14 protein-coding genes, 1 tRNA gene and 1 other RNA gene are annotated in these 13874 nt (G+C 59.0%); 8 read left to right on the top strand and 8 right to left on the bottom strand.

Features of this window, described 5'->3' with window-relative positions; all coding sequences use genetic code 11:
- Window positions 1-43: 43 nt before the first annotated feature.
- Complete coding sequence (gene fur, locus Q8R10_RS12465; protein WP_305654149.1) at window positions 44-448, bottom strand: ferric iron uptake transcriptional regulator; 405 nt, start codon at window positions 446-448, stop codon at window positions 44-46.
- 97 nt (window positions 449-545) lie between these two features.
- On the opposite strand from fur, the gene Q8R10_RS12460 reads away from it, so the two are divergent.
- Window positions 546-1070: an outer membrane protein assembly factor BamE gene (locus Q8R10_RS12460; RefSeq protein ID WP_305654148.1), complete on the top strand. Its 525-nt coding sequence runs from the start codon at window positions 546-548 to the stop codon at window positions 1068-1070.
- A gap of 60 nt (window positions 1071-1130) precedes the next feature.
- Here Q8R10_RS12460 and Q8R10_RS12455 read toward each other — a convergent pair whose 3' ends face one another.
- Together Q8R10_RS12455 and Q8R10_RS12450 are read right to left on the bottom strand one after the other, a co-directional pair.
- Window positions 1131-1445, bottom strand: coding sequence for an RnfH family protein (locus tag Q8R10_RS12455; protein ID WP_305654147.1), 315 nt, complete (start codon window positions 1443-1445; stop codon window positions 1131-1133).
- Window positions 1438-1872: a type II toxin-antitoxin system RatA family toxin gene (locus Q8R10_RS12450; protein WP_305654146.1), complete on the bottom strand. Its 435-nt coding sequence runs from the start codon at window positions 1870-1872 to the stop codon at window positions 1438-1440. Before Q8R10_RS12450 ends, Q8R10_RS12455 begins: the two co-directional genes overlap by 8 nt.
- A 225-nt stretch (window positions 1873-2097) precedes the next feature.
- Here Q8R10_RS12450 and smpB point away from each other — a divergent pair, with 225 nt between their 5' ends.
- On the top strand, window positions 2098-2580 hold the full coding sequence (gene smpB / locus Q8R10_RS12445) for an SsrA-binding protein SmpB (RefSeq protein WP_305654145.1): 483 nt from the start codon (window positions 2098-2100) through the stop codon (window positions 2578-2580).
- Between the two features lie 40 nt (window positions 2581-2620).
- Here smpB and Q8R10_RS12440 read toward each other — a convergent pair whose 3' ends face one another.
- Window positions 2621-3388 carry an FCD domain-containing protein gene (locus tag Q8R10_RS12440; RefSeq protein ID WP_305654222.1) on the bottom strand — a complete coding sequence of 256 codons (768 nt, stop codon included), beginning with the start codon at window positions 3386-3388 and terminating at the stop codon, window positions 2621-2623.
- Between the two features lie 291 nt (window positions 3389-3679).
- Here Q8R10_RS12440 and Q8R10_RS12435 point away from each other — a divergent pair, with 291 nt between their 5' ends.
- The 6 genes from Q8R10_RS12435 (at window position 3680) to Q8R10_RS12410 (ending at window position 10776) form a co-directional block, all read left to right on the top strand.
- Window positions 3680-5386, top strand: a complete 1707-nt coding sequence (locus Q8R10_RS12435) for a lactate permease LctP family transporter (RefSeq protein WP_305654144.1) — start codon at window positions 3680-3682, stop codon at window positions 5384-5386.
- A 203-nt stretch (window positions 5387-5589) separates the two neighbouring features.
- A complete protein-coding gene (gene lldD, locus Q8R10_RS12430) occupies window positions 5590-6735 on the top strand; it encodes an FMN-dependent L-lactate dehydrogenase LldD (RefSeq protein WP_305654143.1) in 1146 nt (381 codons plus the stop codon).
- Window positions 6736-6849: 114 nt separating this feature from the next.
- Window positions 6850-9663: an FAD-binding and (Fe-S)-binding domain-containing protein gene (locus Q8R10_RS12425; protein ID WP_305654142.1), complete on the top strand. Its 2814-nt coding sequence runs from the start codon at window positions 6850-6852 to the stop codon at window positions 9661-9663.
- A gap of 72 nt (window positions 9664-9735) precedes the next feature.
- Window positions 9736-9981, top strand: coding sequence for a hypothetical protein (locus Q8R10_RS12420; protein ID WP_305654141.1), 246 nt, complete (start codon window positions 9736-9738; stop codon window positions 9979-9981).
- Window positions 9982-10056: 75 nt separating this feature from the next.
- Window positions 10057-10444, top strand: a transfer-messenger RNA (tmRNA) gene (gene ssrA, locus Q8R10_RS12415).
- A 255-nt stretch (window positions 10445-10699) separates the two neighbouring features.
- Window positions 10700-10776 (top strand) — tRNA-Met (locus tag Q8R10_RS12410).
- An 89-nt stretch (window positions 10777-10865) separates the two neighbouring features.
- On the opposite strand, the gene Q8R10_RS12405 is transcribed toward Q8R10_RS12410, so the two are convergent.
- The 4 genes from Q8R10_RS12405 to Q8R10_RS12390 are packed head-to-tail and all read right to left on the bottom strand — an operon-like array spanning window position 10866 to window position 13845.
- Complete coding sequence (locus tag Q8R10_RS12405; protein ID WP_305654140.1) at window positions 10866-11285, bottom strand: type II toxin-antitoxin system VapC family toxin; 420 nt, start codon at window positions 11283-11285, stop codon at window positions 10866-10868.
- Window positions 11282-11527 (bottom strand): plasmid stabilization protein, encoded by a 246-nt coding sequence (locus tag Q8R10_RS12400; protein ID WP_305654139.1) that lies wholly within the window; start codon window positions 11525-11527, stop codon window positions 11282-11284. The genes Q8R10_RS12405 and Q8R10_RS12400 overlap by 4 nt, the downstream gene beginning before the upstream one ends.
- A 48-nt stretch (window positions 11528-11575) precedes the next feature.
- Window positions 11576-12565 carry a tyrosine-type recombinase/integrase gene (locus Q8R10_RS12395; RefSeq protein WP_305654138.1) on the bottom strand — a complete coding sequence of 330 codons (990 nt, stop codon included), beginning with the start codon at window positions 12563-12565 and terminating at the stop codon, window positions 11576-11578.
- Window positions 12562-13845, bottom strand: a complete 1284-nt coding sequence (locus Q8R10_RS12390; RefSeq protein WP_305654137.1) for a hypothetical protein — start codon at window positions 13843-13845, stop codon at window positions 12562-12564. The genes Q8R10_RS12395 and Q8R10_RS12390 overlap by 4 nt, the downstream gene beginning before the upstream one ends.
- Window positions 13846-13874 lie beyond the last annotated feature (29 nt).

Here is a 13874-nt window from a genome sequence, read left to right as displayed (position 1 = left end):
CAAAGGCGACCCATGGGTCGCCTTTGCTGCTTTACCGCGACGCTTACTTTTTCTTGCGTACGTAGAGCACCAGGTTGTGATCGACCAACTCAAAACCGTGCTCACTGACGATCTCTTTTTGGCGCTTTTCAATCTCAGCGTCAATGAATTCGATCACCTCACCGCTCTCAACACAGACCATATGGTCGTGATGCCCACCGTCAGCCAATTCGAATACTGCGTGACCACCATCGAAGTTGTGGCGCACCACTAACCCGGCAGACTCAAACTGGGTCAGAACGCGATAAACCGTGGCCAAGCCAACGTCTTCACCGGACTCCATCAGCGCCTTGTAAACCTCTTCCGCACTCATATGTCGGCGCTCGGCCGAGTCGAGCATCTGCAGAATTTTGACCCGTGGCAGGGTCACTTTCAGACCAACTTTGCGTAGCTCGCTATTTTCAACCATGGTCAGCTTTCTCACGGAAGCGGCTTCGCAGCTTCCTTTAATGCAGGTATGATCGGGGTTTCGTTTGCCCAGCCAAGATAGTGGAAGTCGCCCACCGATGCAAAACACCAAGCTCCTGCTGACCAGCCTGACCCTTGCAGGGTTGTTCGCACTCGCCGGCTGTTCGTTCCCCGGTGTTTATAAACTCGACATTCAACAAGGTAACGTCGTTACGCAGGACATGATAGACCAGTTGAAGCCTGGAATGACCAGACGACAAGTGCGGTTTATTATGGGCAACGCCTTGATCAGCGACACCTTCCACCCCAACCGCCTGGATTACCTCTACACCTTGCAGCCCGGTGGCGGTCAGCGCCAGCAAGAACACGCCAGCATTCTATTCAATGACAATGACCAGCTGATCGGCCTAGCTGGTGACTTCATGCCCGGCGTCAGCCGCGATGAAGCCATTCTTGGTCAGGAAGCCGGCAGCACCCCGAGCAGCCAACCTAAGCAGCCGACCGAAACCAAAGAAGCGCCACCGGCACCCGGCTCATTGCTGGAGAAGATCCAAGGCGAAGTCGACAACGTCGAGACCACCCCTATGCCTAGCCCTGAACCCCTGGAAAGCGCACCGCAGTGAGCCTCGCAACACTAAAAAGCCCGGAGATCCGGGCTTTTTTATGCGCGCAACAACCCCCCGCTAACCGCCCAAGGCTTTGGCTTTCGCGGCCTTTTCGGCACGCTGCTTACGCACCTCTTTGGGGTCGGCCAACAGCGGCCGATAAATCTCGACGCGCTCCCCGCCAAGCAACACCCGCTCCTGCGGCTGACTCAGCGCCTTGCCAAAAATCCCCAGCGGGCAGCCGGATAAATCCAACCCGGGAAAATACGCATCCATGCCCGACGCCAGCGCAGCCTGTCGCGCAGTGGTGCCACAGGGCACCTGCAGACGCAGGAGTTTTTGCCGATCCGCCAGGGCGTAAGCCACTTCAATACCGATACTCGGCTTATCCATAGAGCTGTTTTACCCGCTGACAGAACGCGTCGACCAGAGTGTTGGAGGCCTGATTAAACAAGGGCCCCAGGGTTGCCCGCACCAAAGGCCCGGCATAGTCAAAAGACAGATCCAGACTGATTTTGCAGGCCTTGTCGCCCAGCGCCTTAAACTCCCAGACCCCGTGCAGCTGACTAAAAGGCCCCTCCTCAAGATTCATCTCAATGCGCTGGCCGCCAAGCAGCTGATTGCGCGTGACAAAGCGCTGGCTCAAGCCGCCCTTGGCAACCACCAGCCGCGCAAGCATCTGCACCTCACTGACCTCTAACACCTCAGTCGCCGAGCACCAAGGCAAAAACTCCGGATAGCGGGCAACGTCGTTAACGAGGTCATACAGGGTCTGCGCCGGATAGGGCAACAAAGCGGAGCGCAGAATACGAGTGGTCATGCCGGTCTCACTTACACAATGAGGTAACAAATACGCCGACGAGGGCAACAAAGCCCTCGCCAACAAAATAAAAACGCCAACCTGGCGCCCAGTGCAACAACGCCACAGCCATGCAGATCTAGCAACGACATTATGGCGCGCGCATTGTCCGGGTTTCCGCCCACCCTCTCAAGCAGCCACCTTCGCCGTAGCCGTGCCGGTCACGACTGCTTATAATGCGCCGCTATGGCCAAGCAAAAGAAACAGTCTCAGGGCAGCATTGCCCAAAATAAGAAAGCCCGTCACGACTACTTCATCGAACATAAATTCGAAGCAGGTTTGGTGTTGTCAGGCTGGGAAGTCAAAAGCCTGCGCGCCGGTAAAGCCCAACTGGTCGACAGTTATGTGCTGCTAAAAAATGGCGAGGCCTGGTTGATCGGCTGCCATATCGCGCCACTGACCGCCGCCTGCACCCACGTGATTGCCGACCCGCTGCGCACCCGCAAGTTACTGCTGAACAAGCGCGAACTGGAAAAACTGATCAACGCTGTGCAGCAAAAAGGCTACGCCTGCGTCGCCCTGGCGATCTACTGGAAAGCCCACCTGATCAAGTGCGAAATCGGCCTTGGTAAAGGTAAAAAAGAGTACGACAAGCGCAACACCGAGAAAGAACGTGACTCCGATCGCGAACTGCATCGGGCCGTGCGCAACAAGGGCAAGGAAGACTGATACGGCCGCGCACCCAGCGCAGCCGCTCTACTTCAAGCTGCTACAAGCCCTGCCGCCGCTGCGCCCGCGCGGTGCGCTGGGCCTCCTGGCCGACTTCCGCCAACACCTCCTGCACATAGTCGATATGCCGGTTCGACACCTGCCGCGCCAACTCCGCCTGCCCACTCATAATCGCCGCGTATAGTTCGCCGTGCTGCTGCATCAGCATCTCGCGGGTTTCGCTGCGCTGGGCGTACATGCCACCAATATTGGTCAGCACATTGCGCTTGAGCAGATCAAACAGCGCACGGATGGTGTGCAGCAGCACGGCGTTATGACTGGCCTCGGCAATCGCCAGATGAAAGCGTGCATCCGCCGCGCCCTCCTGCGCCCTGGTGACCTTATCGACCGCGGCATAGCACTGCTGTAACTCCTCGAAGGCTTCGCGCAAGCGCTCACGGTCCAGCTCGGTGGCACGCTGCGCGGCATAGAAGGCGCAACTGCCTTCCAGGGTATGGCGAAACTCCAGCAGGTCGCGCTGCGCTTCGGGGCTGCTTTCCAGCAAATGCAGCAAGGGATCGCTAAAGGTCGCGCCCAACCCCTCGGCCACGTAATTGCCACCACCCTGACGACTGACCAGCAAGCCTTTGGCGACCAATTTCTGAATCGCCTCACGCAGCGACGGCCGCGACACGCCGAAGCGCTCCGCCAATACCCGCTCCGCTGGCAAGCGCTCACCGGTCTGCAGCGAGCCCTCAAGAATCAGCGCTTCGAGCTGACTGACGATGTCATCCGACAAACGGCGCGGCTGCACCTGACCAAAGCCCATAAATCCTCCTAGCTGCATGGCACCGCGTTTAGCTCGCGCTTACGCGGTGTTTCTCATCAATGCCGCCCAGCCTAACCAGCCGGCAAAAGCCTCACAAGGACGGCGCGTCACGCCCACCTTAGACCAAAGTCGTAGTGCGACAAATTGACAGACAACAGCCGTCCTTTTACTCTGGCCCAGTAGTTTTGTAAATTGGTATTACCAATTTATTCCGGTAAGCGTCACAAGGCCTGCCAATCGCCTTAGCGTTTACACCCAGGCACTCCAACAACAATTAGGGGCCACCCCATCATGCAAACCTGGCAACAGTTCTACACCCCACTCGGCAGCCTCGGCAGCCTCGGCAGCCTCGGCTGGTCGGCGATGGCGGCATTGATTCCGATCGTATTCTTCTTCCTGGCCTTGGCCGTGTTCCGCATGAAGGGCCACGTCGCCGGCAGCATCACCCTGGCACTGTCGATTACCGTGGCGATCTTCGCGTTCCAGATGCCCGCCGACATGGCCTTTGCTGCCGCCGGCTATGGCTTTGCCTACGGCTTGTGGCCGATTGCCTGGATCATCGTTGCGGCGGTATTTCTCTACAAACTCACGGTCAAGAGCGGCCAGTTCGAGGTGATCCGCAGCTCGGTATTGTCGATCACCGACGACCAGCGCCTGCAGGTGCTGCTGATCGGTTTCGCCTTTGGCGCCTTCCTCGAAGGTGCGGCCGGTTTCGGCGCTCCGGTGGCGATCACCGCCGCCTTGCTGGTGGGCCTGGGCTTCAACCCGCTGTACGCCGCCGGTCTGTGCCTGATTGCCAACACCGCGCCGGTGGCCTTCGGCGCCCTGGGTATTCCAATCACGGTGGCGGGCCAGGTAACCGGCATCGACCCGTTCAAGATCGGCGCCATGGCCGGTCGTCAGCTGCCTTTCCTGGCGGTGCTGGTGCCCTTCTGGCTGGTAGCGATGATGGATGGCTGGCGCGGCATCAAAGAAACCTGGCCGGCGGCGCTGGTAGCTGGTGTCAGTTTCTCCATCACCCAATACCTCACCTCCAACTTTATCGGCCCGGAGCTGCCGGACATCACCTCGGCGCTGGTCAGCCTGGTCTCGCTGACGCTGTTCCTTCAGGTCTGGCAACCGGCGCGCGCCGCCAAGGCCGCAGTGGCCGGCGTTAGCTCTGCAGTAGTGGCATTCGGCGGCGGCTTCGGCGGCACTCGTAGCACCACACCGACGCCATACAGCTTCGGGCAGATCCTCAAGGCCTGGTCACCCTTCCTGATCCTCACCGTACTGGTGACCATCTGGACCCTGAAACCCTTCAAGGCCATGTTCGCCGTCGGCGGCGTACTGGAAAACTGGGTGCTGTACTTCGCCATCCCGCATCTGGACCAACTGGTGATCAAGGTCGCGCCGATAGTCGCCAACCCAACCGCCATTGCCGCCGTCTACAAATTCGACCCGGTGTCAGCCACCGGCACGGCGATTTTCTTCGCGGCGCTGATCTCGATGCTGGTATTGCGGGTCAACTTGAAAACAGGTCTGACCTCTCTGCGTGACACCCTGGTCGAGTTGAAACTGCCGATTCTGTCAATCGGCATGGTGCTGGCTTTCGCCTTCGTCACCAACTACTCCGGCATGTCTTCGACCCTGGCGCTGGTACTGGCCGGCACCGGCGTGGCTTTCCCGTTCTTCTCGCCCTTCCTCGGCTGGCTCGGGGTGTTTCTGACCGGCTCGGACACCTCGTCCAACGCCTTGTTCAGCTCGCTGCAAGCCACCACCGCACACCAGATCGGGGTAGACCCGACCTTGCTGGTGGCCGCTAACACCAGCGGCGGGGTGACCGGCAAGATGATCTCGCCACAATCGATCGCCGTCGCTTGCGCCGCCACCGGACTGGTCGGCAGGGAATCTGATCTGTTCCGCTTCACCCTCAAACACAGCCTGATCTTCGCCGCCTTTGTCGGCCTGATCACCCTGCTGCAGGCCTATGTGTTCACCGGAATGCTGGTGCATTAAGAACCTGCCTACGATCTCTTGATCGTCGGCCATGCTGCGTTGAAATTGGGCTCGGGCTGCTCATTTACAGCTCGTAAACTCCGCGCCCTCACCCAATTTCGCCTTGCCTGGCTCTAGCTCAAAAGATCGTAAACAGGCTCTAAGAGCCCCCCTCTGTCGACTGCGGCAGAGGGCAATAACAAGTTTTCCCTGGTGAGAACCCCATGATCATTTCTGCCTCCACCGACTACCGCGCCGCCGCCCAACGCAAGTTGCCGCCGTTCCTGTTCCACTACATCGACGGCGGCGCCAACGCCGAACACACGCTACGCCGTAACGTCAGCGATCTAGCCGACATCGCCCTGCGCCAGCGGGTGCTGCGCGACATGTCGCAACTGAGCCTGGAAACCCAACTGCTGGGCGAAACCCTGGCCATGCCGGTGGCCCTCGCCCCGGTCGGTCTGACCGGCATGTACGCGCGCCGTGGCGAAGTGCAGGCCGCCAAAGCCGCCGCCGCCAAAGGCATCCCCTTTACCCTGTCCACCGTTTCGGTGTGCCCGATCGAAGAAGTGGCGCCGGTCATCAGCCGCCCGATGTGGTTCCAGCTCTATGTGCTGAAAGATCGCGGCTTTATGAAAAACGCCCTGGAGCGCGCCAAAGCTGCCGGCGTCACCACCCTGGTGTTCACCGTCGACATGCCGGTGCCCGGCGCCCGTTACCGCGACGCGCATTCGGGCATGAGCGGGCCGAACGCGCCGCTGCGCCGTATGCTGCAGGCCGTGATGCACCCAAGCTGGGCCGTGGATGTGGGCCTGCTGGGCCGCCCCCACGACCTGGGCAATATCTCCGCCTACCGTGGCGACCCCACGGGTCTGGCCGACTATATCGGCTGGCTGGGCAACAACTTCGACCCGTCGATCTCCTGGCAAGACCTGCAATGGATTCGTGATTTCTGGGACGGCCCCATGATCATCAAGGGCATCCTCGACCCCGAAGACGCCAAGGACGCGGTGCGCTTCGGCGCCGACGGCATAGTCGTCTCCAACCACGGCGGGCGCCAACTCGACGGCGTGCTGTCCAGCGCCCGCGCCCTGCCGGCCATCGCCGATGCGGTGAAAGGCGAGCTGGCGATCCTCGCCGACTCAGGGGTTCGTACCGGCCTGGACGTGGTGCGCATGCTCGCCCTCGGCGCCGACAGCGTGATGCTCGGCCGCGCCTATATCTATGCCCTGGCCGCCGCCGGTGGCGCCGGAGTAAGCAACCTGCTGGAGCTGATCGAGAAAGAGATGCGCGTGGCCATGGTGCTGACCGGTGCCAAATCGATCCGCGACATCAGCGCCGGCTCGCTGGTACGCGAACTGGGCCGCTGAGCGCAGCACGGCACCTGTAGGAGCGGCTTCAGCCGCGATGCTTTCAAGGCAAACGGCATCGCGGATAAATCTGCGGCCACAAAAAGCCACGCCTAACAATAATCCGGAGCACCCATGAGCCTGCCCGTCGCCTTTCTTGCCGCCGTCGAACACCTGATCCCCCATAACCGGCGCTTCGACGACCCGCTGTCGACCCTGGCCTTCGGCACCGATGCCAGCTTCTACCGGCTGACTCCAAAGCTGGTGCTGCGGGTCGAGAGCGAAGCCGAAGTGATAGCGTTGCTGCAACTGGCCAGCACTCATCGGGTGCCGGTGACCTTCCGCGCCGCCGGCACCAGCCTGTCGGGCCAGGCCATCAGCGACTCGGTATTGATAGTGCTGGGCGATCACTGGAACGGTCGCGAAGTACGCGGTCAGGGCACGCAGATTCGTCTGCAACCGGGGGTGATTGGTGCTCAGGCCAATGCCGCACTGGCCCCCTTCCAACGCAAGATTGGCCCCGACCCGGCCTCGATCAACGCCTGCAAAATCGGCGGCATAGTCGCCAACAACGCCAGCGGCATGTGCTGCGGCACGGCGCAAAACAGCTACCACACCCTGGCCGGAATCCGTCTGATTCTGGCCGACGGCAGCCTGCTGGACAGCGAAGACCCGCTCAGCGTGGCGCGTTTCCAGGCCAGCCACGGTTCACTGCTTGAACAGCTGGCCGAACTGGGCCGCCAGACTCGCAGCAACCCCGAACTGGCGGCCAAGATCCGCCATAAATACCGGCTAAAAAACACCACCGGTCTGTCACTGAATGCCCTGATCGATTACCAGCAGCCGCTGGATATCCTCAGCCACCTGATGGTCGGATCCGAAGGCACCCTCGGTTTTATCAGCTCGGTCACCTACCACACGGTGCCGGACTACCCGCACAAAGCCAGCGCACTGATGGTGTTTCCCGACGTGCACAGCTGCTGCCTGGCCGTCACCGTACTGAAGAGCCAGCCGGTGTCGGCGGTGGAATTACTCGACCGCCGCAGCCTGCGCTCGGTGGAAAACAAGGCCGGCATGCCGCTCTGGGTCAAGCAGCTCTCCGCTGGCGCCTGCGCCTTGCTGATCGAATCCCGCGCGGCCAGCCAAGCGTTGCTGCACGAGCAGCTGGCGCAGATCATGGCCTCCATCGCTCATTTTCCGCTGGAGAAACAGGTCGATTTCAGCTCGGACCCGCAGGTCTACGAGCAGCTGTGGAAGATCCGCAAGGACACCTTCCCGGCAGTCGGCGCCGTGCGGCAGACCGGCACCACGGTAATCATCGAAGACGTGACCTTCCCGGTCGAACAACTGGCCGCCGGGGTCAATCGCCTGCTGGCACTGTTCGATATACACGGCTACGACGAGGCGATCATTTTCGGCCACGCCCTGGAAGGCAACCTGCACTTCGTCTTCACCCAGGCCTTCGACACGCCGGAGCAAGTGGCACGCTACTCGGCCTTTATGGACGAGGTGACGCAACTGGTCGCGGTCGAGTTTGGCGGTTCACTGAAGGCCGAGCACGGCACCGGGCGCAATATGGCGCCCTTCGTCGAACTGGAATGGGGCAGCGATGCCTATCAGTTGATGTGGACGATCAAGCGCCTGCTCGACCCGCTGGGCATTCTCAATCCCGACGTGGTGCTGTCGAGCGACCCGCAGATTCATTTGAAACACCTGAAACCCTTGCCGGCCGCCGACGAAATCATCGACAAGTGTATCGAGTGCGGCTTCTGCGAGCCGGTTTGTCCATCCAAAGACCTGACCCTCAGCCCGCGCCAGCGCATCGTGATCTGGCGCGACATCCAAGCCAAACAACGCGCTGGTATAGACACCCGCGAGCTGGAGCAAGCCTATCAATACCAGGGCCTGGACACCTGCGCCGCCACCGGCCTATGTGCCCAGCGCTGCCCGGTGGGTATCAACACCGGCGACCTGGTGCGCAAACTGCGCAGCCGTGACGCTCAGCACACTGGCACCGCCAACTGGCTGGCCGAACACTTTGCCGGCACGGTCAAAGGTGCGCGCCTGACCCTGATGGCCGCCAACGGCGCGCGCAAATTGCTCGGCGCGCCGCTACTGGCCAAGACTTCGACGGCGCTGCGCAGCCTCTCCGGCAACCGTCTGCCACTGTGGACCGCCGCCATGCCACAAGCCGCGCAGCCGATCCGGCTCACGCCTGCGCTCAGCGACCAACGCCCGCGAGTGGTTTATCTGGCCGCCTGCGTATCCCGCGCCATGGGCCCGGCATTCGGCGATGCCGAGCAAATGCCGCTGTTCGACAAGACCCGCGCCCTGCTGGAGAAAGGCGGCTTTCAGGTGGTGCTGCCAGACAACCTGGACAACCTCTGCTGCGGTCAGCCATTCGCCTCCAAAGGCTATGCCGAACAAGCCGACAACAAACGTCAGGAGCTGATCGCGGCGCTGCTGCACGCCAGCCGCGGCGGCCTCGACCCGATCTACTGCGACACCAGCCCCTGCACCCTGCGCCTGCTGCAAGACGGCCTCGACCCACGGCTAACACTGCACGACCCGGTGAAATTTATTCGCACGCACCTGCTGGATCGGCTGACGTTCAGCCCGCAAGAGCAACCCGTCGCCGTCCACGTCACCTGCAGCACCCAGCATCTGGGCGAAGCTCAAGGCCTGATCGATATCGTTCGTCGCTGCACCCAACAACTGGTCATCCCCGAGGGCATCCACTGCTGCGGCTTTGCCGGCGACAAAGGCTTCACCACCCCAGAGCTAAATGCCCACGCCTTGCGCAGCCTGAAAGACGCCGTACAGATGTGTGATGAGGGCATTTCCACCAGCCGCACCTGCGAAATAGGCCTGTCGCAGCATGCCGGCATCGACTACCACAACCTGGTGTATCTGCTGGACCGCGTCACTCAAGCCAAAAGCCCGGCCTAGCCCGACGCGACCGACGGGCATCAAACGCGGCGCGAGCTTTCTATACTCAAAGCCCGCCCATGGAGAATGCTTATGCGCCGCCTCAGCCTATTTATCTGCAGCCTGCTGCTCAGCACCCCACTCTGGGCCATGCACTGCCCGGCAGACATGGCCAAGATCGACGAAATCCTCAAGACCGACCCGCCACGCGATCTGACCCTACTCACCGAAGTGCGCAAGCTGCGCGCCGAAGGCGAAGCGCTGCACAAGGCCGGCAAGCATGCCGATTCGGTCAAAGTGCTAGGCCAAGCGCTCGATCTACTGGAGGCCGGCAGCTGATCCAGCACGCTCGAGTGTCGACGCTCAGGAACCTTTGCCGTACACTGCGAGTCAGAGTTGTGTCACCACAACTTTGGGGCCGATTAGGATTCGACGCCGGTCGCGAAACTTTAGGGGCATGCCGAGTAGGTAACAGGACTCGTAAATCCACTGTTGCAAAAATCCATAATTGCCAATGACGACAATTACGGTGCGCAACTAGCTGCGTAAGCAGCCAAGTGCCACTTCTGGTAGCTTCGGCTCCAGCAATCATCAGGGGATGTCTGTAAACCCAAAATGATTGTCATATAGAACAGAATCGCCGTGCAGTACGTTGTGGACGAAGCGGCTAAAACTTACACAACTCGCCCAAAGCACCCTGCCCGTCGGGCGGCCAAGGGTTAACTCAGTAGACACGGCTAAGCATGTAGAACCGACAGCGGAGTACTGGCGGACGGGGGTTCAAATCCCCCCGGCTCCACCAAATGCACCACCCTAAACCCCTGATTTTCCTAGTGAATTTCAGGGGTTTTGGCTTTCTAGGGTAGTAGGTGTCGAAGAAGTGTCGCACGCTGCTGCAAAGGCCAAATAGTGCCAAGAACAGAATCCTTCCGGATTGGATAGATACCTTTCCGGTCCAATCAAAGCAAAATTCGCACGACAGGGTAAGTATTTGATCAAAAAGTGAAACTGAGGTTTGACAGATAAAACTCAGATACGGATAATGCGCGCCACAAATAGCAACGTAGCTCAGTTGGTTAGAGCACGGCATTCATAATGCTGGGGTCGGTGGTTCAAGTCCACTCGTTGCTACCATACAAAACAAAGGCTTACCTTCGGGTAGGCCTTTGTCGTTTCTGGGGTATGGACTACAAACAGACTACATCCCGACTACTGACAAATTCTCAACCCTTCCAAGGGTTGATGATCAAGATCCCAAACCGATCAAAGTCCCGAACATTACGCGTAGCAAGCTGCGCACCGTGGACACGGCAAATAGCCGCAATTTGCGCATCCGCCATACCAGCAGCCCGACCCGATGCCTCACTCTCGGAAACAAGCTCGGCGTAAAACTCAGCAGCCTCTAAGTCAAAGGGCAACACATTGCCCGCGAAATCCTCTTCAAACATAGCGACCGCTAAAGCGTGCAAGGTTTGCTTGCGCTTTCCATCGCTCATGCGCGCAATGCCGTAGAGGATCTCAGCCACAGTAATCGACGTAACCATCAGGCCATTAGCCGCCTGAGCATCAACCCACGCCAAGACCTGCTGATTTGGCTCAGAGCGCATTAGCTCTGAAAGAACATTCGTATCAAGAACGATCATTCATCAAAGTCCGCAGCTCGTGGTTTGTCCTTACGCGCTGGAATTTCAAGATCCGCGCCACCTACCTGCGCAAAACGGGCATGAATACGGCTACCAATCCCACCACGCGAGTCTGATTTCTCGATGGCGCGACGAATAATCAGTCGTGCCTCTTCCTCCATTGAATGACCATGGCTAGCGGCCTCAATGCGCAGGCGTGCCTTAAGGTTGTCGTCGAGATTACGAATAGTAATGCTAGCCATGATGCCTCCAAGTGCAATCAATGAGATCACTGATAGCATAACATTGACTTAGGAAATGACATACCCACTCTGGACCAGCGGAGAAAGCCGCAAAGCCGACTCCAAGTGATCCGGCGACATATGCGCATAGCGCATGGTCATCGTGATGGAGGCATGCCCGAGGATGCGTTGCAGGCCGAGGATGTCACCACCGCCCATCATGTAATGACTGGCAAAGGTGTGCCGCAGGATGTGGGTTAGTTGACCTGGGGTACTGATCTTGGATCGCTCATAAGCGCCACGGAATGCCGCTCGACACGACATAAATAATCGACCATTTCCGGGCATGCCCAGCTTTAGCGCCAACGCTTCCACCCCGGGAGGAATGGGCACCGAACGCGACTGGCGATTTTTGGTGCGATGAAAGTGGGCTTTGCCGCTATACATCGCTTTACGCTCAAGCGATTCCGCCTCATCCCAACGACAACCCGTGGCGAGGCACATCAGCGCAACCGGGTAGGTGTGCGTATTGGACGACTTGCGGCACTGCCCCAGCAATTCATGGATCTGTGGCAAGGTCAGAAATGACAGCTCGGTCTGGTCGGTTTTGATTTGGCGGATATTGGCCAGCGGATTAACGCCATGCCATGCGCCCAACCGAATCAACTCAGAGAAGACAGCGGACAAATAGCGCTGCTCATGGTTGATGGTTTGCGCGGATACCGTTTTTAACCGTGACTGCCGGTAACGTGCCCAAGCCAACGAATCGAACTCAGACGCATACGGATTACCCATGCGCTCAACCAGAGCCAAGGTGCGCGACAGCCTGTATTTGTTGTCTTTAAGCGTGCAGCCGTGCAGTTCCTGCCAGACGTTCACCAGATCCGCCAAGCGATCATCCAGCGGCCTGCCGGTATTGTTCAAGCTGGCGAAGAAATCGGATTCATAGCGCTGTGCAGCCGATTTAGTCAGAAAACCATATTTACGGATACGCCGACCGCTACGACCATCCTCGTAGAAATCCGCTGTCCACGTTTTGCCATCTTTACGAGTGGTCATACCGCCCTGCCCCACCTGATCGACCGTTCTGTCAGCAGGTCGCGGATGTGCTCATAAATCTGATTTTCAGTCTTGCCCTTGGCTTCGTAGTGATCGCGGATCACTGGCCAGCAATCCCATTCCTTGAGGCTGGCGAACGCCTTTTTTGCGCCGACACGCTCCCGTGCTAACAGGCTCACGAAGTTTCCCACGAACAGCTCAACATTCTTACCCGAGAAGCCTTTGGCGGTTTTGTAATGACGCTTGTAAGCCGTGTGGTCAACCAATGACACCACCGGCACAGAGACACGCACATCCTGCCGCATCAGCGTCCAGAACGCGTCATACAGACCTGTACAAGCCTGATAACGGAACGACGCAAGACCGTATTGAAAAAGGCCGTCTAGGTGTGGCGCAAGGTGCTGGTAATTGGTGGTGCCAATCACTGCGCCGGTGTGCGCATCGCAGGAGCCGTCTGCAAACTGCTGCACGATGGAGTGATGAAAGCGCAGCTCCACACGCCAGACCGTTTCGTCTGGGTTGTAGTTGAGCGGGCAAGCAGCATCAAACGGGTTATCCAGCGTGCGCCAGACCGATTCCCAGTAGTCGAGTTTGTCAGCCGATTTGGCCTGCAGGGATTTGTTGTAAATGGCCAGTTGCATGCCAGAGGCAGAGCCGAACAAAAACGATTGAGCGCAGCCGTAAGTCACCGACTCCCCGGCGTGATGGATCTCCTTAATGCCCGAAATATCCCGACGTGAACGCGCACGACACTGCATTTCACTGGTCAAATCGGCAGGGGGTGTCCAACCCTGAAAGTCTAATGCCAGATGCGCCGCGCACTGACTGACTTCAACATGCTCAAGCGCTTCATGGGCGAAGCGATCCATCCATTCTTGCAGCACTTCAGGCGAGCACGATTGAATGGCGTGAGGACTGACCTCGATTTTCATGTGTGAACCCACCACGTCCACTTTGACGTTGAAGTTTTTCAGCAGCAACACAAAGCCAAGGTCGGCGTTTTGCAGCTTGTACTGATAACCCGAGTCACGGCCAATACGTCCAGCGTGCCATGTGTGCCCGGCAAAACTGACCATGCCACCCTGCTCCACCAGACAGAGCAATTCAGGGCGCGGTAAGCCTTTGTAATGTTGGCGCACCGTGTCGACACGACAGCCAAGCAGGCGAACGCCTGTCAGGTCAGTCAACGCTGTTGTCTTGGGGTTTAGGAACAAACGACCGAACGGCGATTCCTCAGCTGTTAGCAAATCGAGACGAATTTGATCAGTTGCTTTGTTCACTGTGTTTCTCCGATTACTCAGGTCTAGTG

Origin of the sequence: Pseudomonas sp. (genome assembly GCF_030698175.1) — a bacterium.
Classification (GTDB): Bacteria; Pseudomonadota; Gammaproteobacteria; order Pseudomonadales; family Pseudomonadaceae; genus Aquipseudomonas.
Note: the sequence above shows the minus strand (reverse complement) of the source record. Positions and strands in the feature narration are given on the sequence as shown.